This window comes from Sulfurimonas paralvinellae (assembly GCF_014905135.1).
Lineage (GTDB): Bacteria > Campylobacterota > Campylobacteria > Campylobacterales > Sulfurimonadaceae > Sulfurimonas > Sulfurimonas paralvinellae.
The window spans coordinates 1,555,682-1,581,343 of record NZ_CP041406.1 but is presented as its reverse complement, the minus strand read 5'-3'; the positions used below and the strand labels follow the sequence as shown (position 1 = coordinate 1,581,343).

Sequence of the window (25,662 nt, the reverse complement as noted above, 5' to 3'; positions counted from 1 at the left end):
TTATTATTCCTTTTGAAAGTCTAAACAGACAGAATTGATGCAGTAGCGCATACCTGTTGGTTCCGGTCCGTCTGGAAAGACGTGACCTAAATGAGCATCACAGTTACTGCAACGAACTTCAACTCTAATCATACCATGGCTCATATCTTTGACTTCTCTAACGGCATCTTCAATCGCTTCATAGTAGCTTGGCCAACCTGTGCCCGAATCAAATTTTGTACTTGATTCAAAAAGAGGTGCACCACAACAGACACATTTGTAAATACCGGCATCTTTGTTATCATAATATTTTCCAGAAAAGGGAGCTTCTGTCCCATGTTGTCTGCAAACGGCAAAGGCTTCTGGAGAGAGTTGTTCTCTCCACTCCTGTTCAGTTTTCGTTACTTTCATACTGTTCCTTGAGTCCTTCTATGGTTTCACAACTCTCTTCATAGAGAATGTGAAGAGTTTCCTCTGCCAGGGTGCAGGCATATTTGATTTTTTCTTTATCTTCATCACAAAGATCCATTAAAATGATGTGTTTTGCATGCAAGTCAAAGATATCATCATATGTTGTCAGTAAAAGAGAGTTCAATTCCTGTTCCAAGAGATGTTTTGAAGCATCGATTGTTATTGTTTTATCTTCTATGAAAAAAGCAAGGTCATCTTGAAGCTTTTTTCTGTTGTTGTTACTGCTGACTATGATAATTTCGTTTGCCTCCGCAGTCTGTAATAAGGATGAAACAAGATGGAGCGCTTTTGCAAGAGGATTCGTTTGATGAAACAGGACTTCTCTTGTTTGGGGAAGATAGCTTTTTGTAAAAGTGAAAGTTGATTCCAGGTCAATATTATTTACGAAAAGCAAGTCACCTTTTTTTTGTATATGTTTAAGATAAGAGAGAAATTGTGCAGGTATCATATTTGCATCATCGCAGAGAATAATATCTGCGGCATCGAAGCTCTTTTGCATTAATTTTGTATCTATGATAAGTGTTTCATCAAGCAGAGGCATTTTCAGTTTGGCTAAATGTCTGTTGATGAGTTCCAATGGTGTTAAAATCTCAAATGCCATGAGATCTATATCTATGATGGCGTGTTCGATCAGTTCTAAAAAGCGTTGGTGTAAAATATCTTTTGAGAGCGTCGTCGGTTTTATAAGGATAATCTTCTCTCTTTTGTGCTGAAAAAGCTCTTTTATCGATTTGAGCAGAAGCGCATAGCTTTTTCCGCTTCTCGCAGGAGCACATAGATTTTGAACTCCTTTTATATCTGTATCTATAAAATTAATCTGCTCATTATTGCAAAGATGAACTTCATTACTGTTTTGTGCAATGGCATACTGTATAAAAAGTGTTCCTAAGACAGTGTCGGCAGAAGGAAGAGAATGATTTTCATCTGCAGCATTTTGCAGTTTTTTAAAGATCTCGGATGTATCAGAATCACTGAATATAATCTTCTCTTTTGGCAGAATTTCCTGTAATGAATCATTTAAGTGCTCATACTCATCAGAACTTAAATTTTCCATTAACAGATAGTTGAAAATGTCGACGCCGTCATTGTGAAGCAGCTCATTGAATTTTTGCTTGATAATTGCATGTGTTTTATCAAAAGCAAGCGTATTCTTTGAATTCTCTACACCTTCTGCTTTACTTGCAGTTGCATTTTTTAAGTCATCATAGGACCACTCTTTTCTTTCAAAGATATAGATATCGCGAAGTTTGTCATATATCATCAGTGGAATTAAATAAGCAGTTTTATGGTGAAAAATTTCTTTATTTGAAAAAACGATAAGATCACTGTTATCTGAGAGTGATTTGATCTTTTTTAGCAACAAAGAGTCGGGGACAATGAGTGTTTCATCTTTTGTTTTAAAAAATGAAGGAAGGAATGATAATTTCATCATAGAGATAAAATACCGTTATGAAAATAACGGTATTTTAACAATTATTTACCAGCTGCAACGCGGTCTTTAAGACCTTTACCAGCTTTAAATTTAGGAACCATTTTATCTTGAGTAGTGTATGTTTTGTCAGTACCAGGAACTTTACCACTTTTACCTTTTTGTAATGCAGCAGCGAAGCTACCAAAGCCAACTAAAGAAACATCTTCACCCTTTACAAGTGCTTCAACTACAGCTTCAGTGAATGCTTTGATTGCAGATTCAGCTTCAACTTTAGTTTTGTAACCACCTTTCTCTTGTACTAACTCAACGAATTGCGCTTTATTCATAAATTTACCCTTGGATTAAAATTTTCCGAATTAAATAATTCAGCTAGAGATACTTTATAGTTTATTTGCTTAAATTTTTCTTCTTTTTGGCAATTTTGAGTAAAAAATGTGATATTTTTGTTTCTTTTAGTCCATGTTTAGCCTGTTTTACGAGTTTTTTGAAGTTGAGTGTTCTTGGCTTAGAAATAACTAATGATGATAAATCTTTGAGTTTTTCATATCTGCTGACACTGTGGATAGATAAAAATACATCTTCCAAACCATCTCTTTCATTCTTTGTAAGCGCACCCATTACTACTCCTCTAGTTTGTTTATTTTTCGAACGGCTCTGATGATCTCATCATCATCCAACTTTCCAAGCATCTTCATCACAACAGCGGCTGCCTGTGGTTTGGCACGGCCGAGTTTCCAGTCTTGGTATGTACGCATAGAGATTCCCAGTTCATTGGCCATATCTTTAAGGGATATCTTCTTGCCGTTGTTTTGAGACTCTATAGAGTTATGAAGGATATTAAACAGATCATCAATTTGCATTCGAAAAGTATACGGTTTTAATACTTAAATATACATTTTATTATTAAAAATATATCAAATAATGTATTTAATTGTATGAAAATAGAATATTATATTCGATAAATACAATAATAGATATGTTATTACGAATATTATACACGAAATAACGTATAATTTTTAATAAAGTTTGAAAGACTATTTGTAGTTATTAAATGGTTTATGAGCTATATATATTTAAGATAGGTAGGATTATATAAAACACGTAACTTTTAAAATGCAGAGTAACGAAAGTGACTTTATTCAGAGGCTTCATTTAAGTCTCTTCTGAGTGTTAGTGCGATTTAAGCTGGAAGCAGATAAGATATTTTTTAATAATTGAACTTCAAATTGAAATTTTATAATTCTATAAAGGTGAAAACATGAGGAATTTAACTATACGGCAAAGATTAATAGTTCTTAGTTTGAGTGTACTGGCTGTTATATTGGCTTATGCAAGTGTTCTCTCTTATGAATCGTGGAATGAGTATTCAGATCAGAAGAGAACAAAATCGATAGTAGCACTCTCTGTAAAAATGAGTGCAGTTTTGCATGAGTTACAAAAAGAGCGTGGTGCCAGTGCGGGATTTTTAGGGTCTAAGGGTAAAAAGTTTTCTGATATTTTGCCGCAACAACAACAAACTACCGATATCAAAATTGCAGCGCTGAAAAAATTTTACAATACCCATAAAAATAGCTACTCAGAGTATGTCAAACGTGAGATAGATTTTGACGCGATTGCATCTATGCGTACAAAAGTAAACAGTCTTAGTATTCCTGTGAGTGGTGCTGTCTCTTTTTATACAGGCTTAAATAAAAAAATTATAGATACTATCTCTGAATTTTCTATTGAGCCAAAGGACAGAGAAGTTCGTAATGATTTCAACTCTCTCGTTCTTTTTATCTCAGCAAAAGAGCGTGCCGGCATTGAAAGAGCTGTATTGTCAGCGGTATTTGCCAAAGATAGATTTAACAGAGCCACATCTGCTAAATTTGCATCTTTGGTAAGTCAGCAAAAGACGCTTCTCAATCTTTTTTTACATGTCTCTACAAAACATATAAATGATTTATATAAAAAAGCTTCTTCAGACCCTTCTTTTGCAGAAGTTGAAAAAATAAGACAGCTCGCTTTTTCCAAGGAGAGCGAATTTGGAATCGATCCAATTTATTGGTTTAAAACAATAACTAAAAAAATAAATAAATTAAAATGGTTGGAAGATGAGATATCTAAGGATATTAATAATTTGGCTGCATCAAAAGCTTCCGGAGCATTAAGAAAAATGTTATTTTTAATCATATCCTCTTTGTTTATTCTTGGTTTTGTCATCTATATCTCTTTGAGTGTGACAAAGGGTATTACCGGAGCTATTGATAGATTTAAAATGTTAATTACAAAAGTAACGGAGGGTGACTTAAACGTTGTTGTTAATCGCAGAAAAACAGTTCGTAATGAGATGGATGAGATTACCGTACTTTTACAATCACTTGTAACTATTATGAAAACTTTAACAGAACGAATTAATACTTCGGTACACAAAGCATCAGCAGGTGATTTTAGTTATGAACTTAAGGATGAGGGATTAAGTGGAGATTTTTCTGAAGCCATACATATGGTTAAAAGTGGTATTGATGCGATGAAAGATGCTAATGAGAAGCAAAAGGTCATCTCTTTTAACAGCTCTGTTCTTAGCATCAATAATGTTGGCGATGGTCTTAAACTTATCCAAGGTGAAATAGCCAATGTTATCGATGAGCTGGGTGATGTCCATAGAAATACCCAAAAAACAAGTTCCCAATCCTCTGAAAGTATGCAGCAGGTAGAAGCTATCTTATCTAAACTTCAAAGTCTGGTTGAACATATAAATGACAGTAATGTTTCCATAGAAGATTTGAATGAAAAAACAAATGAGATCACTTCTGTTGTTGATCTCATTAAAGATATTGCAGAGCAGACAAATCTATTGGCACTCAATGCAGCCATTGAAGCAGCTCGTGCAGGTGAACACGGACGTGGTTTTGCCGTTGTTGCCGATGAGGTTAGAAAACTTGCCGAGAGAACGCAAAAAGCGACAAGCGAGATCACTATCTCTATCAACTCCATGAAGCAAGAAGCAAGTACCGTTTTAGATAAATCAGAAGCTATGACGCTGTTGGCAGAAGAGTCTTCAGATTCCGTAGAAGCTTTTAATGCAACCATGTCTGAGCTTAATGATGATGCAGGACTGATGGCAGATGTCGTTGAAGATATGGAGAACAGAGTTTTTGTAGTTTTGGCAAAAATTGATCATATCATCTTTAAATCTGATGCTTACAATACTATTGTAAATGTTGATACGCAAAAAGAATTTACACGTCATACCGAATGTCGTCTTGGCAAATGGTATACCACCACAGGGAAAGAGCGTTTTGGCACTACCAAAGCTTTTAAAGAGATGGAAGAGCCGCATAAACATGTCCATGATGATGTTTATCACAACCTTGACTTTTTGAAACCTGTCGATACACGACTGGAGCATGAAGATGAGATCGTAGCTAACTTTAAAGATATGGAAGCTCAAAGTTATCTGCTCTTTTCTAAACTTGATGAGATGGTCTCTGAAAAAGCAAAGATCCATCATAAATAGACTTAATTGTTAAACTTCATTCAATTGTAAGAGAAATGGCAGGAGGAAGCAATGTTATGGTGCCGTCATCTATTTTCAAATGAAATGGAAGGTAGGCTTTTGCATCAGTTTTGTAGTGAATCTCATGGTCTTTATCTATTGTGAAAACTATGGAGTTTAAACCTCTAAATGGCTGTTCAACTGTAATTGTGGCTGTTTTGTAGGACTCAACGATCTTTTTCTCTTCAATCTTTAGTGAAGCTATCTCATCTTCTAAGAGTTTCACTTCCTGCGGTTGAAAGCGTTTTGCCTGATCGACTCTGTATTTAAGATCTTCGAGTTCTTCTTGAATGAATTGTATCTTTGCATCGAGAATTGGAATATCTCTGTAGTTTATTTGAAAAAGATTGTCCTCTCCGCTGACAAGTCGTACGGTGATCGAGTTTGATGCATAGACCTTGAGGTTGTTCTTTGTATGTCCTATGACAACATCCTGTGCATAAATCTGCCCACCGAGAGAAGATTCTACCTTTACTTTCGTTGCATGTACAGTACCGCCTTCAAGCAGTCCTATTTCAGCTTCATGACAACGCAGCGTTCCTTTATGGCGATTTATCTTGGCAAACTTTGCGAATTGTTTGGAGTCCTGATGCGTAGCTCCTTTGATCTCAAGCTGCATCGCTTCGAGCGTGGATCCGGCACCGACAAACCCTTCAACGGCAATACATTCAGAAACAAGTTCTACACCTTCGCCAACGGAATCTTTTGTGACGTCATGCTGCGCAACAATGACATCGATGTTATTATCTTCATCATGAGAATCTATAATATGTTTATTGCGTGATATCTCATGAAGTCTCAGTCGGTTGTCTACCGAGAGTTTGACACCGTCATAATGAACATAGCCTTTGTTTATACTGATGTAGCGTTTCGAGTTATTATCTTCCTCAATGCGTACAGATTTTGGATCTATCTCTATGTTTACATCATCATTGTTCTGTGCATAAAGTGTGTCAATATATTTTCCGTGTGCATTGAACCCATTATGTCCATAGATCGGTTTTTTGTATTCTATTAGTATCTCATCTTTATCGACTTCTATAACCATGCCTTCTTTTTCTTTTTCCTTGAACCAGAAAATAACACGGCTTTGGCGTGCAACAACAGGTTCAATGCCTTCAAAAAGAGAAATTTTTACTTTTTTTGTAAACTTTCCTGCATAGAGGTACTTTACAAATTTCTTCAGTGTCGTTTTCATAGTTTCATCAAAGATGCCAATAAGAATCTCGTTAGCGGCTTTTATCTTGTTAAGTTCTCTATAAAGCAGTTTAAGTGTATCAGAAGGCGCATATCGTTTATAGGGTATTTTTGATTTCGGCGAGAGAATGAGTGTTGGATGTGTCGCATATCTTCCGTAATCGATTGTGTAGAGAAGATCCATCTCCTGAGTATCTTTTTGCATGGCAGTGATGGTGTATATCTGCGTAAATTCAACATGCTCATTGAGAATTGTTTCGGGGTTGAGATATTCTTCTAGACGCTCTTTTGTATAGTGCTCAAACTCATGGTTCCTTGCATTTTTAACCAGTGTATCCACTTTATTGATTGTAAAATCACATTCGGAGAGTGGAATGAGATTATCTGTCGCATAGCGTTGAAGAGCATCTTTGATATGTTTTGTTTTTATAAGCTCTTTTGTTGCCACTCTTGATAACTCCTAATACTCTAAAAGGTCGCTGTAATCGTATTTTGAAAAGTTCAGATAGAGTTTGCCGTTTTGTTTGATAACACGAACGTCTTTGTCATATACTGCCAAAAATCTTTTTTTGATGATCTTTCTTTGGTAGGGTTCAAGATCAAGTGTTTTGAGATATTCTTTGAGTTCTACAATTTCATCTTCTTTTTTATTTTTTTCTTTCTTGATCGCAACATCAGCACTAACGGTTTCAACATCATGGATAGTTTGCGACTTTTGCGTGAGCAGTTGCGTGTTCATCAACTCTAAAATATTTTTGAGCTGCTCATCTTTTTGAGAATATACCTGCTCAATTTTGTTCATCTCATCACGCAGCATCTGTTCCTTGTCGTCAATGAGTTTGTCTATCTTGGCTTCTAGCTGTACTATTTTTTCTTTGAGGTGTTGATTCTCTTTTTGATAAAGAGAAAGTACCATTGCAACGGTTGTTTTAGGTTTTTGCGGCATTTTTCTTTCCTCGTTCTTTTTTTGTGTCTCTTCTTTTTGCGATTGTATGGTCTGCTTTTTTTCTTTGTGGATCTCTTCACGTTTTTGGGGTTCTAATGAGCTGCGGGTGACAATAATGTAAGTAATACCGTCTTCAATGATGTAGTTGAGTTTTTTTGCACGCAGTTTGGAGTTAATCATCTCTTTGGACATTTTAAAATGTTTTGAATATTCGTCTAAGGTCAATCGCATGGTCTGCCCTCTGTTTTAAAGTTTATATTTTGGAGGAGTAATTATACCCGATTTTCTCATCCAGACTAAATAACCCCGTTTTGTTATATGATGCTTGTCTTGAAATATGTAGGCATCAGAGCGTTTAAACTCTCTTCTTTGTAAAAGCTCTTTGTAATCTTCTCTCTTTGAAAGGAAGCTTTTAAAGTTTTCATAGGCAGTGTCGGAGACCATGACCGTAGAGATGGTAAAGTCTTTGAGCTCAAGATAGCGTGCACAGTCGTTGAGTCCGTCACCTATGAAATTCTTGTGTCCTAAAATGTCCCGAAACTGGTTGACGCCTCCGGTATGGACAGCGATGCGTATACCATGAAAATAGGGAAACATCTTGGCTATTTGGTCTGAAAAATGGTTGAAACTAAGTCCCAGAATAACACCGTATCCTTTATACTTTGGACTTAAAATACAGTAAAAACCGTCTCCGGTTGGAATGAAGCCCATAATGAAACTCTCGAGAACTATCTCGGAGTGAGAAAGCATCTTCTCTATCACCTTACGGTAGCTTCGGGTTAAAAAAGAGATGATCTCAAGCTGCTGCTTTGCATCGAGCTTGGAAAAATCAATAATATCTATGAGAACAATATCTGTTGTGATTTCTCTATATAAAGGCATTATGGTTTCTTTTTGACTTCATTCTAACATAAAGTTGTTTTAAATGTAGTATATATTATAATCCGGGTTGAAATTAATTTTTTTAGGGAAGTATTATGAGCAAAGGCATTTTAGATATTGTAAAACCCGGAGTTCTTTTTGGCGAAGATGTTCAAAAAGTTTATGATCATGCAAAAAAAGAGGGTTTTGCCATACCTGCTGTGAATGTTGTCAACAGTGACTCTTTAAACGGTGTTTTGGAAGCTGCGGCCAAAGCAAACTCTCCTGTTATCATTCAGTTTAGTAACGGCGGTGCATCTTTTTATGCAGGCAAAGGGTTAAGCAATGAAAATGAAAAAGCAGCGATCACAGGTGCGGTAGCAGGTGCTATTCACACGCATATGATGGCCGAAGCTTATGGTGTTCCGGTTATTCTGCATACAGACCATGCTGCAAAGAAATTACTGCCATGGATCAATGCACTTTTAGAAGCAGGCGAATCTTATTATAAAACACAAGGTAAACCACTCTTTTCTTCACATATGCTCGATCTCTCTGAAGAGCCGTTAGAAGAGAACATAGGTATCTCTAAAGCATATCTGGAGCGAATGAGCAAGATAGGTATGAGCATCGAGATAGAACTTGGCTGTACAGGTGGAGAAGAGGATGGTGTTGACAATACGAACATTGACAATGCTCTCTTATACACGCAGCCAGAAGAAGTCGCTCTTGCTTATAAAGAACTCAGAGAAGTATCACCACACTTTACCATCGCTGCGTCATTTGGAAATGTCCATGGTGTTTACAAACCAGGAAATGTGCAGCTCACGCCAAAGATCTTGGATAACTCACAAAAATACATCCAAGAGAAGTTCGGCACAGCTGAAAAACCTGTAAACTTTGTTTTCCATGGTGGTTCTGGTTCACTGCCTTCAGAAATTTCTGAAGCAATCTCTTACGGTGTCATCAAAATGAACATCGATACAGATACACAGTGGGCTACATGGTCAGGTGTGAAGAACTATGTTGAAAAATACCATGACTATCTTCAAGGACAGATCGGCAACCCTGAAGGTGATGATAAGCCGAACAAAAAATATTATGACCCTAGAAAATGGCTCCGAGCAGGGCAAGAGTCTTTAGTAGAGCGTGTACTGCAGGCTTATAAAGACTTAAATGCATTAAATAGAAACTAATTTTTCTTAGTCTCTTTGTTCACTTCCTGGTGAATATCCTCAATAGAACTCAAGTGCGGGTGTTGTGCATAGTGCGTGAAAAGCAGCTGATTGAGTTTGTTGAGATTAAATCTCCAAAATCTCTCTTTATCAAAATCCGCATGTGCCGTCATCTTTTCATGAAGAGTTTTCGCGTCAGGTGCCGTTTCCTCTTCTTTTAAAACTTTTTGCATAAGTTCAATGAGATAATTGTGGGCATCTTCTCCCGTATCATCATCTTCAAGTGTCCGATTGACTAAAAAAGGGTACATTTTCCATATACTTACAATCATCCCTGCAATAAAGGCTGTCATCATCCATGTTGATGTGCTTATTTCCATAAAAAACCTTCTTCTAATATTATTCTTTTTTAATTATAGACAATTTTCGATAAAATAGCATACGATGAATGACAAAAATGATAAAGTATTTACAAAACCGATAAAAAAACAGTTTGAATTTGATGAAGAAGTCGCCGCGGTCTTTGATGACATGTTGGAGCGGAGTGTTCCTTTTTATAAAGAGAGTCAGAAGATCACAAAGTTCTTTGCCTTGAAAAACCTGCGTGAGGATGGATATTTGTATGATCTTGGCTGCTCGACAGCTTCATTGCTTATAGAAATCCACCGGGATCTGCATGCAAAAGCGACATTGATAGGGCTTGACAATTCAAAAGCGATGCTTGCACGCGCCACAAGAAAGATAGAAGCTTTTGGGGCGGATGTCGATGTTCAAGAAGCTGATATTTTACAATACGATTATAAAGAGGCAGATGTCTTTATCTCAAACTATACACTGCAGTTTGTTCGACCACTTGTACGTGAAGAACTTCTAAAAAAGATCGCTGCCTCTTTGCGTGAGGAGGGTGTCTTTATCTTTAGTGAAAAAGTGATATCACATCATTCAAAATTAAATAAAGATCTGATAGAGTGTTATTATGATTTTAAAAAAGAGCAGGGATACTCGGAGTATGAGATCATGCAAAAGCGTGAGGCGTTGGAGAATGTGCTTGTGCCTTACAGTGAAGAAGAAAATATGACAATGGCAAAAAATGCAGGATTTTCACATTGTGAAGTGATATTCCGCTGGGCAAACTTTGCAACGTTCATTGCTATAAAATAGGATGTTTATGAGACTCTTTACATATCTGCCGGCTTTGGTTTTATTAGTTCTTATTTTACAGGGCTGTATGCAGGAGAAGCCTGCTCCAGTTGTTCTCACGGATACAGCACTGAAGGAGAGCAATCAAACAAAAGAGAGTGCCAAAACTTCAGCACATACGCTCACGCAGCAGTATACATTGTATGTAAAAGCGCCTCAAGGTGCTCGTGTTCGAATACTCAACATAAAACCAAAATATCATGACAATATTCTTTTAAAACCAGGTAAGTATCTTATAGAAGTTACAAAGCAGGGATATCAAAAATATAAAAAATGGATAGTCATTCAAGAAGATTTTGTACTGCCTGTAACCCTGCATACCATTAAAAATCCATATGACACAAGTTATTTTAAGTATGTTACAAAAATAGAGTGGAAAAATCAGCATGATCTTTTCTCTTTGGTATATGATAAAAAAAGTAAACTTATATGGGCAATGCCGAGTGCTTATGTTGATTATATTTTACAAAAAAAACCACGCATGATTGTAAAAGATGCAGTTTTTGCAAAGGGCAAGCCATGGCCGAAGATCTATGAAACAAAACTCGATACATTGATATACAGCGGATACTTCAGGTATCGCGGCAGAAATTTCCTTTTTAAATCCAACAATGAAGTGACAGAGTATAAAGCCGGCGTGAAAAACCAAAAAGGTGTTGTCGTTGCCAAACTGAGTAAACTCAAGACAAATTCGATGGTCAATTACTGGAGACTGCCTAAGGAAAAAGAGTTTTATACCTCCAACCCTTTTAAAAAATATCAAAAATATTTTCAAGTGCACTATAGCAGATATAAAGATATACATTTCAATTTACCTGTACTCTGTACAAAGCTAAAAAAGAACAGATATAACTCAAACTGCAGTGTAGCGTATGCGTATAATAAGAAAACGGGACTGTATGACGGTCCTATCATAAAGCAAAATAAGCATACAGATGCGACGGAAGGCATATATTTTGCTTTGAATCATGCGAAAAATTTTGCACTTGTCATGCCTGTACGAGCCGCATCAACAGAGTATGATAAGATTATCTTCAATACAAAAATAACAGGCGAGCAAAAAGTGGCTGCACTGACAACACTGCTTATAAAAGAATCGTTGTCGAAAAAGAGACAGAATGTGAGAAGTATTGCAGATGCAATGGCATCACAGGCAATGCATATGGTCTTTGGTGATCCAAAAGTATCTAGAGGAAAACTCTACTCATCTTCGAACAATTTTCAAAAGAGTATAAAAGCAAGTAGAAGAACAGATATATCAAGTGCCGTTTTTACTGTGAAAAATGGAAAATTCTATTTAAAAACTTTGCGTTGATTTACCATACATTGGAGGTCGGTTCGGGTTTTTTCTTTTTGATGAGGTCTCCCATCTGCTTGTATGTTACGATATCATCGTCCCCGCACTCTTTGTGATAATAGCCCTGCAGGTCATAATACTCTTTGCAGTCACTGTAATATTTTGCCGAAATGCCGTGCTTGTTTACACAGCCTGAGAGAAAAAAACTGCTCAGGCTAAGCAGCAATAGGAATAAAATTTTTTTCATATTTCTAAAGAAGCAAATTCTATGCCTAAACCTTGAAACTCTCTTTTGTCTTACAAAGGTCGGTTAAAAAACATTCATCACATTTTGGATTTTTTGCCGTGCAGATATAACGTCCGAAAAGTACCATCCCCTGATGGAGTGCATGCAGGTCGTTTTTAAACTTTTTTACGAGCGTTGCTTCTGTCGCTTTGGCTGTTTTGTCATTACTAAGCCCTAAACGATGAGAAACCCGAAATACATGGGTGTCAACGGCCATAAGATTAGCTCCGGTGTACTCTATCATCACGACATTTGCTGTTTTTTGCCCTACACCGGCAAGTGTCTGCAACTCTTTTTCATCCATAGGTATCTCACCGTTATAGACCTCTACGACACGTTTGGCCATGGCTATAATATTTTTTGCCTTGTTATTAAAAAACGAACAACTGTTTATAAGTTTTTTAACATCGTCAATATCCGCTTCCGCCAGCTTTTTTGGTGAGGAGTATTTCTCAAACAATGCCGGTGTGATAAGGTTTACACGTTTATCTGTACATTGCGCAGAGAGTGCAACTGCCACGACAAGTTCATAGGCATTTTTGTATTTTAATTCGGTAACGGCATCGCTGTATCTTTGAATAAATCTTTTGTGAATTTCTTGAATCTCTTTTTTTGTTGCTTTTTTCATAAGACTTCTTTCATAACCTCTGATATTCTTCAGTAAACTATACAATATGATAGTCAAGGCGGATGTTCTTCAGCGTAGCCGTAGTTACGGTGAAGGTTATCCAACACAGAATATCTTTTTGTATAGTTTACCCGAAGGGAGGTCTAAAAAGAATCAATCTTGCACAAAAGTTTTCATCACCGTAGCTACGGCTACGCTTCAAAAAACATTTTGCACAATCTTAACTCTTTTTAGACCTCTGAAGAGTATCAGAGGTTATGAAAGAAGTCTAAAAAGCAATTTTATCCTTTTTTTGTGATATAATCAAAATTACGACATTTTTTTTGGGGGATAACATTATGGGATTTTTTTCAATGATATTTGGCAGTGATAAAAAAGAGGCAGGACGTGAGCCGATTATAGTAGATGATGATGTTTCACACTATCTAGATAATAACTTTTTTAAATACATTGTCAATAAAAATGAGAATATGATACTCTGCTTCTTGGAGAGCGAAGGGTGGATATGGGCAAATAAAAAGTTTTTAGAAACCATGTCCTATCATGATATGAATGATTTTAAAAGAGAAAAAGAGAGTATAAGAGATGTCTTTTTAAATGAGAGCGAAGAGATATTTACAGAGTCTGACAAAAGCTGGCTTGACTACATCAAAAAATATAAAAGTGATGGTTACCGTGTTAGTTTAGCATCACAGGAGACGAATGAAGTTCTTGTTATCGATGCTTATTGTCATATCTACCCCCATAATAAAAATCTTTATATCTTAGAATTGCGAGATGTGACGAGTTTACATAAGGCGAGATTGAAAACCAAAGAAGTAGAAAAACTCAAAACTAAGTTCTTAGCCAATATAGGACATGAATTTAGAACACCTATGAACGGGATACTTGGTTTTGTAGAACTTCTTAAAGAGACTTCCCTTGATGCTACACAACTTGAATATATTAATATGATTTCAAAATCATCGAAAAGTCTGATGACGAATATTGAAACTCTGTTAGATCTTTCACAGCTCCAGGGAGGTCGCCTTGAATTGGAGAATGAAACGTTTAATCTGCTGCCGGAGATTGAAAAACTCGCCTACCATTTTTATAAAGCCGGAGAAGAGAAAGGGGTGAAAGTCCTTTCATTCATAGACCCTAAAATTCCGCAGAAACTGACAGGTGATATCAATAAGATTCTACAGATCATGAATGCCATTACTCAAAATGCCATTAAGTTCACACCTCGCGGCGGTAAGGTCATCCTTGAAGTTAAAGTTCTCAAGCGTGCACAAAACGGTGCCTGCAGCATCGGTTTTGGAGTCAAAGACAACGGCAAAGGCATTTCAGAAGAGCAGATCGCCTTTATGTATGAGCCTTTTACTGCTGGAAATCAGGCAGACCAGAGAATGGGTGTCGGACTTAGTCTCTCACACGGACTTACAAAACTGATGGGTTCTGAGCTGAGAATAACGAGTGAGAAAGATAATGGCACATATGTAAACTTTGTACTTGATTTTAAAGACTCTGAAGGTCAAAACTATAAAATGATGCCAAAACGCAAAGTAAAAGTGCTACTGCTTGATAACTCAAGAGTGGATGAAGCAAACTTTTTAACGATCTATCTCAGAGCTTTTGCTATTGATGTCATCAAATCAAATCTTCTTGATGAGACACTTTACGATGATATAGATGCGCTTTATATTGTCGGCAATCAAAATGACTCTTCATGGATGCTTGAACTCGGAACGTATTCTAAAAAAGCACCGATAACACTTCTGTTGGAAGAGCATGAAAAACTACAGACAAAACTGACGCATATTGTCGATGAAGTGATTCATAAACCAATCTTGCCAAGCAATATGGCAAAACATCTTTATGCGGTTCATAAATTTGAACCGAAAAAAGAAGAGACAAACGAGCTGCAGTTAAAACATAGACTGACTGCTTTGGTCGTCGAAGACAATCTTATCAATCAAAGACTCATTCAAATCCTTTTACAGGAGTATGATATCAAAGTAGCCACTGCCGCCAATGGGCTTGAAGCTGTCTCAATGGCTGAAAAAAACAGATACGATATCATCTTCATGGACATTGATATGCCTGAGATGAACGGGATCATAGCAACAAAACAGATTAAAGATAAAATGCCGAGAGACAGAGAATTGCCTATAGTTGCACTGACTGCAATGGCTATGGAAGGGGATAAAGAGATGTTGTTGGCCGAAGGACTCGATGATTATCTCTCAAAACCGTTGACACGGGAAAAACTGGAATCTATTTTAGACAAATATCTTACATTTGCCGAGTAAAAGAGCTGTTGTTTAATAATTGTTAATATATTGTCATTAAACTTCTTATAACTAATCTATAAGGAACTATAATGAATAAAGTAACGATCTTACTTTCTGCTTTACTACTCACTGGAGCAGTGGCATCAGCAAAAACATTAGTGAGCGTAAATGGCAAACCTATTACGCAAGAAGAGGTTGACCAAGAGTTAATGCAAGCTACTCAGGGAAGATTCAATCAAGTACCGGCTGATAGACAAGCAGCATTCAGACAACAGGTTCTGCAACAGCTTATTGGCAAAGAGCTTATTTATGATGATGCAAAAAAATCAGGCATAACAAAATCTGCTGAGTATAAGAGTGAATATAAAAAACTTGAAGAGCGCATGAAAAAAGAGCTTGCTATTCAGGTATGGCAGAAAAAATTACTTGACAGTATCAAAATCTCAAATAAAGAGCTCAAAGACTACTACAAGAAAAATATGGATGAATTCAGAGAAAAAGAGTCTGTTCATGCACGCCATATTTTGGTAAAAACTGAAGATGAAGCTAAGAAGATCATTGCACAGCTTAAATCTTTAAGTGGTGATAAACTCAAAGCAAAATTCATCGAGCTGGCAAAAAAAGAATCAACCGGACCTAGCGGTAAAAATGGTGGTGATCTTGGATATTTTTCTAAAGGACAGATGGTTCCTGCTTTTAATGATAAAGTATTTTCTATGAAAAAAGGTACGATTACGCAACAACCTGTAAAAACACAGTTTGGGTACCATGTTATCTATCTTGAAGATAAAAAACCATCTATGACAAGAAAATTCGATGAAGTAAAAGCATTTATCGAACAACGTTTGAAAATGGAAAAATTCAAAGAAGTCATGAAGAAAAAAATGGATGCATTACAGAAGAAAGCTGTAATCAAGTAACATTCTATGCAACTCTCTCCTCTGTCTAAAATTATTTTAGACACAAGAGAGTTTCTTGTCAAAAGGGATGATCTCATTGACCCTTATTTGGCAGGAAACAAATACAGAAAACTCTACACTCTTCTACAAACACCAAAAGAACTTTACCACACAATTATCTCTTATGGCGGTACACAGTCCAATGCAATGCTTGCAATTGCAGCTATGTGTAGGCAAAAAGGTTGGAATTTTATCTATTACTCCAAACCTCTAAGTAGACAACAACGAGAGAACACTCTTGGAAATTTTGCGACAGCACTTGCTCTAGGAATGACGCATCATGAAATAGAGCATGAACTCTATAGAGATTTTATAGCATCTTTACGGCTAAACCTTGATGAAAAAATTTTTATACTCGATCAGGGCGGGGCGGTAACAGAGGCAAAAGAAGGTCTTGAAGTCTTGGCAGATGAGCTGCGCGAACAGCTGCGTGAGCATAAAGATATTCAATCATTGGCAACGCCTTCGGGAACAGGAACGACAGCATACTTTTTAGCATTGGCACTGCCGGAGTATAGGATCTATACAACGCCGAGTGTCGGTGATGTCAGCTATCTAAAAGAACAGATGCTCGCACTTGGAAAACTGCCGAAAAATCTTCATATTTTAGAATCAAAGAAAAAGTATCATTTTGCAAAGCCTTATCCGGAGTTTTATGAGATGTATCAAAAGCTCAAATCTGGAGGTATTGAATTTGATCTGCTCTACGCTCCTTTGATGTGGCAGACACTTCTTGAACAAACTGATGAGAGAATCCTTTATATACATAGTGGCGGTGTGAGTGGCAATGCCTCTATGCTACCAAGATATAAAAATATTGACAAAGGTATACTCAAGTAGTATAATTTATGCGACTTAAGTAGCAAAGCTATTTTGAGAAATAGAATATACTTACGTCAGAAAAAAAATAGAAGGATTTAAAAATGGCTAATAATATTTTCGAAAAACTAACACATAACATGACAGAATCAATTGAGAGTGCAGTCTCATTGGCGCTTCATAATAAAAATCAGGAAGTGACACCAATCCACTTCTTATGGGCACTTTTGACGAATTCTGATTCGGTGCTTAATCAGATGTTCAATAAAATGGGTGTCGATAAAGTTGCAATGGAGCTTGACATTAAGTCAATGGCAGAAAAACTTCCAAAATCTTCATCTGTAACAAAAGAGAACATTAAGCTTTCTCAAGAGTTTGTGAGAACCTTACAAAACGGAGAAGGTCTCATGATAAAAAATGGAGATGCTTTCTTGGCAGTAGACACTTATATCTTGGCAAACTTGCAGACACCTCCATTCTCTGAGATTTTACCGAAGTATATCAATACTATGGATCTTGCTAAAGAGCTGGAAGCAGCTCGTGGCGGTGCGAAGATAGATTCACAGACTGCAGATGAAACGTTAGAGTCTTTGGATAAATACGGAATCGATCTTACAAAAGAAGCAGCAGAGGGAAAACTGCCTCCTGTAATCGGACGTGATGAAGAGATTGCAAGAACGATGCAGATTCTCATCCGTAAAACGAAAAACAATCCGATGCTCCTCGGTGAACCTGGAGTTGGTAAAACGGCACTTGTTGAAGGGCTTGCACAGAGAATTCATAGTGGGGATGTTCCAACGTCTTTACAGAACAAACGTTTGATAGCACTTGATATGTCGGCACTTATCGCCGGTGCAAAATATCGTGGTGAATTTGAAGACAGACTCAAAGCGGTTATCGATGAGGTAAAAGAGAACGGAAATATCATTCTCTTTATCGATGAGATTCATACGATTGTCGGTGCTGGAGCATCTGAGGGTTCAATGGATGCGGCAAATATCTTGAAACCAGCACTCGCTCGTGGTGAATTGCATACTATCGGTGCAACGACACTTAAAGAGTATAGAAAATACTTTGAAAAAGATGCAGCATTGCAACGTCGTTTCCTTCCTATCTCTGTAGATGAACCGACAGTGAATCAGTCACTGCAAATTCTTCGTGGAATAAAAGAGAGACTTGAAGCGCACCATAATGTAAATATTACGGACTCTGCACTTGTTGCTGCAGCAAAACTTTCTGATAGATACATTGCTGACAGATTCTTGCCGGATAAAGCGATTGACCTTATTGATGAAGCAGCAGCTGAGCTGAAAATGCAGATAGAATCTGAGCCGAATGAACTCAGTGCTGCAAAACGTAAACTCTCAGAGTTAATGGTTGAAAAAGAGGCGTTGAAGATGGAAAAAACACCTTCAAATGAAAAACGCCTTGAAGAGATAGAGAAAGAGCTTGCTGATGTAGAAGAGAAAGTAAGAAATCTCGAGTCTCAATTTAAAACTGAAAAAGAGGTTTTTGAGAAAATCTCGAGTATTAAAGTAGATATCGAAGCGAAACGTCGTGAAGCAGAGTTGGCAAAAGCACAAGCTGACTTTAACCGTGCTGCTGAGATTGAGTATGGTGAAATTCCAAAACTAATCGAGGAAGAAAAGGCGCTTAACGAACAATGGGCAAGAATGCAAGAAGCTGGAACGCTGCTTAAAAATTCTGTCGATGAAGAATCCATTGCTTCAATTGTAAGCAGATGGACAGGCATACCGGTCAACAAAATGCTTCAAAGTGAAAAAGATAAAATCATTCACGTTGAAGATGAGTTGAACAAAACAGTAGTCGGTCAAGAGAGAGCGACACATGCCGTAGCACGTGCTATCAAGCGTAATAAAGCGGGACTTAGTGACAAAAATAGACCGATTGGTAGTTTCTTGTTCCTAGGACCTACCGGTGTGGGTAAAACTCAGACTGCAAAAACGCTCGCGAAGTTCCTCTTTGACTCAGAAGATGCAATGATCCGTATCGATATGAGTGAGTACATGGAGAAACATGCCGTATCACGTTTGGTCGGTGCAGCTCCAGGTTATGTCGGGTATGAAGAAGGCGGACAGCTTACCGAAGCGGTGCGTAGAAAACCATATTCTGTCATCCTTTTCGATGAGGTGGAAAAAGCACATCCGGATGTCTTTAACATCCTTTTACAGGTACTTGATGACGGGCGTTTAACAGATAACAAAGGTGTGACGGTAGATTTTACAAATACCATTATTATCTTGACGTCAAATATCGCGTCTGATAAAATCATCAATAATCCACAAGGTGAAGAGCTTGATAAAATGGTTATGGCTGAGTTGAAACAGGCCTTTAAACCGGAATTTTTAAATAGACTTGATGATGTTGTTATCTTTAATGCGCTTGGTCAAGAGCAAATTAAAGGAATTGTCGAGATATTCTTTGATGACATTAAAAAGAAAGTCAAAGAGCGTGATATTGAGCTTGTGCTTTCTGAAGAAGCGAAAACATACATCGCAGAGGCAGGATTTGATCCTGTATATGGAGCACGTCCGCTTAAACGAGCTCTCTATGAGATTGTTGAAGACCGTTTGGCTGACCTTATCTTGGAAGGTAAAGTCACTGAAGGCTCTCGCGTAGAGTTTACGGTACAAAATGGAGAAGTAACCGTAAATATCTCTTAATCTTTAATATAATCCTCAATGCGCAGTGGTTTTCCAAGATGGAAATCCTGCGCATAATCTACTCCTAACTCTGTAACTACATCTATGGTTTCTTTCGTAAGAATAAGCAGAGAACTTAAACCTTAACCGCGCTTTAAGCAAAAATTTTGTACACTTCCGGACTTAAATTAAATAAGGATATGTCACATGAAAAGAACATACCAACCACATAATACACCTAGAAAAAGAACACATGGTTTCAGAGCTAGAATGGCTACTGCAAACGGTCGTAACGTACTTAACCGTCGTCGTGCTAAAGGTCGTAAAAAATTGTCAGTATAGGCGGATTTGATATAGTTAAAACTCATAAAGAGTTCAGCTATATCTATAGAAAAGGAAAAAATCAACACGCAAACAGTGTTGTTCTTTTTTACCTTCCTCAAAATGGAGTTCATAAAGTAGGTTTTACAGCAACCAAAAAAATTGGAAATGCAGTAAAACGCAATCGAGCAAAACGCAGAATGCGTGCAATGTTTTATGAACTTTCAAACTCTCTCAAAGACGGTACTTATATTTTTGTTGCAAAAGCGGGCCTCTTCGATACTTCTCATGAAAAATTCCACAATGATTTTAAAAAAGTTCTCTTACGTGCTAAAGCAATTACTGCTTAAGCTTTTATGGCTTTATCAAAGGTTTTTTACACTCATTGGATTTGGTTCGTGTAGATATTACCCAAGTTGCAGCGAATATGCACGACTAAATTTCGAAAACAATTCAATTTCAAGTGCTTTTTACCACTCTTTTACTAGAATACTACGTTGTAATCAATTTTTTGAAGGCGGCATAGAGTATCCACTCTTGGATAAGCTCAAACAAAAGCCCGCAAAACTCGACGTTGATTCTATAAAATATTGGTTGGTTCCCAATAAAAAAAACCGTTATTACATTATAAAAAATTTTTCATATAAAGGGTAGTTAGTGTTAGACAAAATGACACCAAATCAAAGATTGATAGTCGCAGTACTGTTATCTGTAGTTTTTTTCGTAGGATATACTGCAATATTTCCACCGGCGGAGCCAAACACAGCAGAAAAGAGCTCTCAAACAGAAGTGGCACAGAGTGCAAAACAAGACATTAGTAAAAAAGTAGAAGAAGTAGCCGGACATGCCATTGCAGCGGAGGAAAAAGCTTCCAATACAACATCAAGTGATATCGTAACTGTTACAAGTGAGAAGTTTGTTTTAAAAATCGACACTTTGGGACGTATAGCATCTAAAGAGCTTTTGGAAGATAAATTTAGAAATGATGAAGACCTTCATGCTCAAGTTATTCCGAGTGAGGGAACAAAGCCTCTTTATATTCGTTTTGCAGATGATGCCATTAATGATGCAGCGATACGAACACCATACATGGCAGACATTAGTGACGTTCAAGTAAAAGATCAGCCTGTGACAGTTACCTTGACACAAAAACTTCCGTCACTGACTGTTACAAAAGTTTTGACATTTTATGCAGATGGGCATTATGATGCAAAGATATCACTTTCAAAAGATGTAAGACACTTTGTTTATCTTGGAGATCGTCCGCAGGTATCCAAAAAACTTATGGCAGTTGCCGGAGCACTTATTTACACAGGTGATGATGTCGCGCACATCATTGAAGACGGTGATGCCGAGGGCAGACAGATTTTTCAGGATGTGAAACTTGCATCATCATTTGATCAGTATACGGCGATTATTCTTTACGGTTTCAAAAAAGATACAAACGTAATCGTAGAACGAGGTCGTGATGACAATCCTGTCGTCTATTTCGATGCTGCACAAAATGAAAATATTCACGGTTATATTGGGCCAAAAGAGCATAAAGTTTTAAAAGCGATTGATCCTGTCCTTACAAATGCCATCGAATACGGTTGGTTTACTTTTGCGGCAAAACCGCTTTTTGCTCTGCTTTCCTGGCTGCATGGCATCTTTGGAAACTGGGGATGGGCCATCATTGCACTTACTTTCATCATCAGAGCGGTTCTGTATCCTTTGACATACAAAGGTATGGTGAGCATGCAGAAGATGAAAACACTTGCTCCAAAGCTCAAAGAGCTCAAAGAGAAGTATGGCAAAGACCCTCAAAAACTCAATGCCATGACAATGGAGATGTACAAAAAACACGGAGCAAATCCGCTTGGAGGCTGTCTGCCGATGTTACTGCAGATTCCAGTTTTCTTTGCACTCTACCGTACCCTTTTAAACGCGGTTGAGCTGCAAGGTGCTCCTTGGATTTTATGGATCAATGACCTCTCACGTATGGATCCGTACTATGTGCTACCGATCTTAATGGGTGCTTCAATGTTTATACAACAGAGAATGACACCGAATAATTTTACAGATCCAATGCAGGAAAAAGTGTTTAAATATCTTCCTGTGATCTTTACATTTTTCTTTGTAACATTCCCTTCAGGACTTGTTCTGTACTGGTTTACAAATAACCTTTTCTCAATTGCACAGCAGTATATGGTAAATCAGCAGTTTAAAAATGCTGAAGATGCAAAAGCTGCCATAGAGAAAAAAAGCGAGAAATAGTTATGATTAAGATAGAAGCTGTAACCCTTGAAGAAGCCTACAAAGATGCAGCAGCTACACTAAAATGTTCCGTTACGGAGATGGCTGTTGAAGTTGTACAAGCTCCAAGCGGCGGTTTTTTGGGACTTTTTAAAAAGCCGGCAATCATTGTTGCAACGATTGATAAATCAAAACAGGTCAAGAATGAAGTAAATACTCCAAAACAAGTATCTCCAAAAAAAGAGAAGCCTGTTGTTAGAGAGGAAGAAATAAGCCCGACATTCTTAAATGACACTATCATGCCGACCTCTTTTGTGAGTGATCAGGATGAAGAAGAGTTAGAGGAAGATTTGGCAAGTGGGCTGGACTATACGGCAGATTATGATGACGCTTATGATGAAGAGAATATCGAAAAAGAAGTTTCCGTTGACATCGATGCCATTGCAGTTGAAGTGCAAAAAGAGATCAATGACCTTTTTAAGCTGATATGTTTCGAGATCGATACCATTGAAGTTAGCCCATATGACAATGAGACACTGCTTGTAGAGTTTAAAGGTGAAGATGCAGCACTGCTCATAGGAAAAGAAGGGTACCGTTACAAAGCACTCTCTTATATGCTCTTTAACTGGATAAATACAAAATATGATGTACAGCTTCGTCTGGAGATCGCAGAATTTTTGAAAAATCAGGAAGAGTCCGTCGGCCGTTATCTCACGTCAGTATGTGAAAATATCGACAGAGACGGCCGTGCACAAACAAAAATTCTTGATGGTGTTCTCGTTCAGATCGCACTCAAAGAGCTGCGTGAGCGTTATCCGGAAAAATATGTCGTTATCCGTTCAACTCGGGACGGACTTAAATATATTCTGGTAAATGATTACCACACGAACTGATCATGGAAAATGATACTATAGCAGCCGTTGCCACTGCAAATGGCATTGGCTCTATTGCAATAATTAGACTCAGCGGCGCTGAGTCATTCTCAATCGCAAAAAAACTCTCCAAAAAAGAAAATTTCCAAAACAGATATGCAACGCTGACAAATATTTACAATGCTGATGGTGAACTTATTGATGAGTCTATCGTTATTTATTTCAAAGGGCCGCACTCTTTTACTGCAGAGGATGTTGTCGAGATCCAGTGTCATGGCGGTTATATCGTTGCACAGAGTATTCTCAAGGCAGCTTTGGATGCAGGTGCACGCCTTGCCAATGCCGGCGAGTTTTCCAAACGGGCTTTTTTTAACGGAAGAATAGATCTCAGCGAAGCAGAAGCTATCTCACAACTCATAGAGGCAAAGAGTGAAGATGCGGCGAAGATACTTGCCGCTCAGATGAAAGGCTCACTTAAAGAGTTCATCGAGCAGGTCAGAGATGAGATAATTCATATACTTGCTTACTCTGAAGTGACGATCGATTATGCAGAAGAGGATCTGCCAACAGATTTGGTTGCGCAGATAAGAGCAAAACTCGATGAACTGTATAAGCTGCTGCAAAAAACATTGATGGCATCGCAGTCACGCGCAGGCTTGATGCAGGGCTTTCGTGTAGCTATAATTGGAAAACCGAATGTCGGTAAAAGCTCCCTTTTAAATGCGTTGCTGAATTATAATCGTGCCATAGTCAGTGATATAGCGGGAACGACACGTGATACTATTGAAGAACAGGTGAAGATCGGCACACACCTTATCCGAATCGTTGATACGGCAGGAATCCGTGAGGCTGATGATGAGATAGAACGCATAGGAATAGAGAGAAGTCTCGATGCTATTAAACAGAGTGATATCGTCATCGCTCTCTTTGACGGCTCACGTGAGGCTGATGATGAGGATAGCCAGATCGTCGAACTGTTGCATGCTCACGCAGCCGATAAAGAGAAGATCATCATTAAAAACAAAGTCGATCTGCCGCAGAAATTTCTACTTGAGGGTATGGATTTCGATCTTGAACTCAATTCCAAAGAGGATGTCTCTTCTCTTGTTGCAAAGCTGCAAGCCATTATGGACAGTAGTAACAGCAGTGATGAGATCATGCTGATTTCGGAGCGTCAGATCAGTGCGGTGAGGGAGACGATGCGTAATATTGAAGAGGCGTATGAACCGCTTGAGTCACAAGAACTTGAAATTTTCTCTTTTCATCTCAATGAAGCCGTCAAGGCAATGGCAAGCATAACACGCCCGTTTGAAAATGATGAGATGCTTGACAAGATGTTCGGCTCTTTTTGTCTTGGAAAATAGATGAAATATATTGCTATTGATTTAGGACTCAAGCGTATCGGTCTTGCCTATTCTGCACATAAGGACATTGTAACACCGCTGCCGGCAGTCATCCGTAAGAATCGCAATCAAGCAGCAGCTGAAGTACAAACAGTGCTAAAAGAGTGGGAAGCCGATGTAGTCGTTGTCGGTCTGCCGCTTGGCGGAAGCAGTGAAGATGAGATGCGCCGCAGGATAGAACACTTTATGAATCTTGTCGATTTTCAAGGGGAAGTCTTTTTTCAAGATGAAGCAGGCAGCTCCAAAGAAGCAGAAGCTCTTATGAAAGGAGAGATGAAACAGATACGTGACGGGCGCATCGATTCACTCTCTGCTATGATAATTCTGCAGAGGTATCTGGCTCGTAAGTAGAGGTATACTTTAAAGTTATTTGCCCAAGATATAGAGGTTGTTGCTTTTATCCACCTCTTGCGTGAAACGCTCTTTTAGCTCTCTGTCAAAGGTGAGTATAAAGATATTTGTGTTTTTCAAGTGCAGTTTCTGCATCTCACGCAGCAAAACATCATCTGCTACATTCTTTCCATGGTCACACTTTATAAATTCAAAAGAGTTGAGCGTTTTTCCATAATCATAGAGATTTGCTTCCCACTCCGCTTTTTTTAAGTAGAGTGAATCAGGGTTTGCTGCTAGAAATATGTTCTTATCGTCTATGTTATAGGGTTCTATGACATCATTGAAGATGGACGCGATACTTGAAAAGTTCTCAATATCCCAAAAGAGGTAACTCTTCTTTGCGTGAGAGGGCTTTTTTTTGTTGATGAGCTTGAGACGTTTGGTGATGTTAAAGCCTGTATGGGCAGTATCGTTGATAAGGATAATGGATTGTTTTAATTTTTGTGCATCTTTTGTCTCAAAGCCAAGTATCTCACCCATGTTAATGTAAAAATCCAACTCCAAGAGTTCATTTTCCGCAGCACCCTTTTGGTATTTTTTGAGCTGTTGAAGCTTATTGCGTGAGAAAAGAAGATGCACACCCATCTTTTCATGGTTTGCATAAGCCTGTTTAACACGAAAGAAGATATCTTTTGAGTGAGGAGTGTCCGGCAGTTCGATACTGCCGCGATACTTATACTCGATGGTGATTTTTTGTTTGTTTGTCATTTG

At 37.9% G+C, this 25,662-nt stretch carries 27 protein-coding genes; 15 read left to right on the top strand and 12 right to left on the bottom strand.

Features of this window, described 5'->3' with window-relative positions; translation table 11 throughout:
- Positions 1-3: 3 nt before the first annotated feature.
- From msrB to FM071_RS08115, 5 genes are all read right to left on the bottom strand, one after another.
- Positions 4-390 carry a peptide-methionine (R)-S-oxide reductase MsrB gene (gene msrB, locus FM071_RS08135; protein ID WP_193110509.1) on the bottom strand — a complete coding sequence of 129 codons (387 nt, stop codon included), beginning with the start codon at positions 388-390 and terminating at the stop codon, positions 4-6.
- Positions 371-1,879 (bottom strand): hypothetical protein, encoded by a 1,509-nt coding sequence (locus FM071_RS08130; RefSeq protein WP_193110508.1) that lies wholly within the window; start codon positions 1,877-1,879, stop codon positions 371-373. The genes msrB and FM071_RS08130 overlap by 20 nt, the downstream gene beginning before the upstream one ends.
- A gap of 44 nt (positions 1,880-1,923) precedes the next feature.
- Positions 1,924-2,208: an HU family DNA-binding protein gene (locus FM071_RS08125; protein WP_193110507.1), complete on the bottom strand. Its 285-nt coding sequence runs from the start codon at positions 2,206-2,208 to the stop codon at positions 1,924-1,926.
- A gap of 61 nt (positions 2,209-2,269) precedes the next feature.
- On the bottom strand, positions 2,270-2,500 hold the full coding sequence (locus FM071_RS08120; RefSeq protein ID WP_193110506.1) for a hypothetical protein: 231 nt from the start codon (positions 2,498-2,500) through the stop codon (positions 2,270-2,272).
- A gap of 2 nt (positions 2,501-2,502) precedes the next feature.
- A complete protein-coding gene (locus FM071_RS08115; protein WP_193110505.1) occupies positions 2,503-2,742 on the bottom strand; it encodes a helix-turn-helix domain-containing protein in 240 nt (79 codons plus the stop codon).
- 440 nt (positions 2,743-3,182) lie between these two features.
- Here FM071_RS08115 and FM071_RS08110 point away from each other — a divergent pair, with 440 nt between their 5' ends.
- Positions 3,183-5,381, top strand: a complete 2,199-nt coding sequence (locus tag FM071_RS08110) for a methyl-accepting chemotaxis protein (protein ID WP_283949403.1) — start codon at positions 3,183-3,185, stop codon at positions 5,379-5,381.
- Between the two features lie 16 nt (positions 5,382-5,397).
- Here the strand turns inward: FM071_RS08110 and FM071_RS08105 are convergent, their stop codons facing one another.
- From FM071_RS08105 to FM071_RS08095, 3 genes are read right to left on the bottom strand one after another with little or no spacing between them, the layout of a single operon-like run.
- Positions 5,398-7,065 (bottom strand): flagellar assembly protein A, encoded by a 1,668-nt coding sequence (locus FM071_RS08105; protein ID WP_193110503.1) that lies wholly within the window; start codon positions 7,063-7,065, stop codon positions 5,398-5,400.
- A gap of 12 nt (positions 7,066-7,077) precedes the next feature.
- Positions 7,078-7,794: a hypothetical protein gene (locus tag FM071_RS08100; protein WP_193110502.1), complete on the bottom strand. Its 717-nt coding sequence runs from the start codon at positions 7,792-7,794 to the stop codon at positions 7,078-7,080.
- A gap of 15 nt (positions 7,795-7,809) precedes the next feature.
- On the bottom strand, positions 7,810-8,445 hold the full coding sequence (locus tag FM071_RS08095; protein WP_193110501.1) for a hypothetical protein: 636 nt from the start codon (positions 8,443-8,445) through the stop codon (positions 7,810-7,812).
- Positions 8,446-8,540: 95 nt separating this feature from the next.
- Here FM071_RS08095 and fbaA point away from each other — a divergent pair, with 95 nt between their 5' ends.
- Positions 8,541-9,620, top strand: a complete 1,080-nt coding sequence (gene fbaA / locus FM071_RS08090; RefSeq protein WP_193110499.1) for a class II fructose-bisphosphate aldolase — start codon at positions 8,541-8,543, stop codon at positions 9,618-9,620.
- Here the strand turns inward: fbaA and FM071_RS08085 are convergent.
- On the bottom strand, positions 9,617-9,979 hold the full coding sequence (locus FM071_RS08085; RefSeq protein ID WP_193110497.1) for a hypothetical protein: 363 nt from the start codon (positions 9,977-9,979) through the stop codon (positions 9,617-9,619). The two genes, fbaA and FM071_RS08085, sit on opposite strands and share 4 nt — an antisense overlap.
- Positions 9,980-10,043: 64 nt before the next feature.
- Here FM071_RS08085 and cmoA point away from each other — a divergent pair, with 64 nt between their 5' ends.
- Both cmoA and FM071_RS08075 read left to right on the top strand, forming a co-directional pair.
- Positions 10,044-10,760 carry a carboxy-S-adenosyl-L-methionine synthase CmoA gene (gene cmoA / locus FM071_RS08080; protein ID WP_193110495.1) on the top strand — a complete coding sequence of 239 codons (717 nt, stop codon included), beginning with the start codon at positions 10,044-10,046 and terminating at the stop codon, positions 10,758-10,760.
- A gap of 7 nt (positions 10,761-10,767) precedes the next feature.
- On the top strand, positions 10,768-12,114 hold the full coding sequence (locus tag FM071_RS08075) for a hypothetical protein (RefSeq protein ID WP_193110493.1): 1,347 nt from the start codon (positions 10,768-10,770) through the stop codon (positions 12,112-12,114).
- Position 12,115: 1 nt separating this feature from the next.
- On the opposite strand, the gene FM071_RS08070 is transcribed toward FM071_RS08075, so the two are convergent.
- Together FM071_RS08070 and nth are read right to left on the bottom strand one after the other, a co-directional pair.
- Positions 12,116-12,343 (bottom strand): hypothetical protein, encoded by a 228-nt coding sequence (locus tag FM071_RS08070; RefSeq protein WP_193110491.1) that lies wholly within the window; start codon positions 12,341-12,343, stop codon positions 12,116-12,118.
- Between the two features lie 25 nt (positions 12,344-12,368).
- A complete protein-coding gene (nth, locus tag FM071_RS08065) occupies positions 12,369-13,010 on the bottom strand; it encodes an endonuclease III (RefSeq protein ID WP_193110489.1) in 642 nt (213 codons plus the stop codon).
- Positions 13,011-13,348: 338 nt separating this feature from the next.
- On the opposite strand from nth, the gene FM071_RS08060 reads away from it, so the two are divergent.
- From FM071_RS08060 to ruvX, 11 genes are all read left to right on the top strand, one after another.
- The gene (locus FM071_RS08060; protein WP_226960524.1) at positions 13,349-15,304 is read left to right on the top strand and encodes a response regulator; all 1,956 of its coding nucleotides are present in this window, start codon (positions 13,349-13,351) and stop codon (positions 15,302-15,304) included.
- Between the two features lie 71 nt (positions 15,305-15,375).
- Positions 15,376-16,206, top strand: a complete 831-nt coding sequence (locus tag FM071_RS08055) for a peptidylprolyl isomerase (protein WP_193110487.1) — start codon at positions 15,376-15,378, stop codon at positions 16,204-16,206.
- Positions 16,207-16,212: 6 nt separating this feature from the next.
- Entirely contained in the window at positions 16,213-17,085 is an 873-nt protein-coding gene (locus tag FM071_RS08050) for a 1-aminocyclopropane-1-carboxylate deaminase (protein ID WP_193110485.1), read from the top strand.
- Positions 17,086-17,168: 83 nt separating this feature from the next.
- On the top strand, positions 17,169-19,748 hold the full coding sequence (locus FM071_RS08045) for an ATP-dependent Clp protease ATP-binding subunit (RefSeq protein WP_193110484.1): 2,580 nt from the start codon (positions 17,169-17,171) through the stop codon (positions 19,746-19,748).
- A gap of 186 nt (positions 19,749-19,934) precedes the next feature.
- Positions 19,935-20,069 (top strand): 50S ribosomal protein L34, encoded by a 135-nt coding sequence (gene rpmH / locus FM071_RS08040; RefSeq protein ID WP_152183943.1) that lies wholly within the window; start codon positions 19,935-19,937, stop codon positions 20,067-20,069.
- Entirely contained in the window at positions 20,057-20,398 is a 342-nt protein-coding gene (gene rnpA, locus FM071_RS08035; RefSeq protein ID WP_347402249.1) for a ribonuclease P protein component, read from the top strand. The genes rpmH and rnpA overlap by 13 nt, the downstream gene beginning before the upstream one ends.
- Positions 20,337-20,702 carry a membrane protein insertion efficiency factor YidD gene (gene yidD / locus FM071_RS08030; RefSeq protein ID WP_347402243.1) on the top strand — a complete coding sequence of 122 codons (366 nt, stop codon included), beginning with the start codon at positions 20,337-20,339 and terminating at the stop codon, positions 20,700-20,702. Before rnpA ends, yidD begins: the two co-directional genes overlap by 62 nt.
- Positions 20,703-20,705: 3 nt before the next feature.
- Positions 20,706-22,304 carry a membrane protein insertase YidC gene (gene yidC / locus FM071_RS08025; RefSeq protein WP_193110480.1) on the top strand — a complete coding sequence of 533 codons (1,599 nt, stop codon included), beginning with the start codon at positions 20,706-20,708 and terminating at the stop codon, positions 22,302-22,304.
- A gap of 2 nt (positions 22,305-22,306) precedes the next feature.
- Positions 22,307-23,176: a Jag N-terminal domain-containing protein gene (locus tag FM071_RS08020; RefSeq protein ID WP_193110478.1), complete on the top strand. Its 870-nt coding sequence runs from the start codon at positions 22,307-22,309 to the stop codon at positions 23,174-23,176.
- Positions 23,176-24,519, top strand: coding sequence for a tRNA uridine-5-carboxymethylaminomethyl(34) synthesis GTPase MnmE (gene mnmE, locus FM071_RS08015; protein WP_193112061.1), 1,344 nt, complete (start codon positions 23,176-23,178; stop codon positions 24,517-24,519). Before FM071_RS08020 ends, mnmE begins: the two co-directional genes overlap by 1 nt.
- The gene (gene ruvX / locus FM071_RS08010; RefSeq protein WP_193110476.1) at positions 24,520-24,909 is read left to right on the top strand and encodes a Holliday junction resolvase RuvX; all 390 of its coding nucleotides are present in this window, start codon (positions 24,520-24,522) and stop codon (positions 24,907-24,909) included.
- 15 nt (positions 24,910-24,924) lie between these two features.
- On the opposite strand, the gene FM071_RS08005 is transcribed toward ruvX, so the two are convergent.
- On the bottom strand, positions 24,925-25,659 hold the full coding sequence (locus FM071_RS08005; RefSeq protein WP_193110475.1) for a hypothetical protein: 735 nt from the start codon (positions 25,657-25,659) through the stop codon (positions 24,925-24,927).
- Positions 25,660-25,662: the final 3 nt, after the last annotated feature.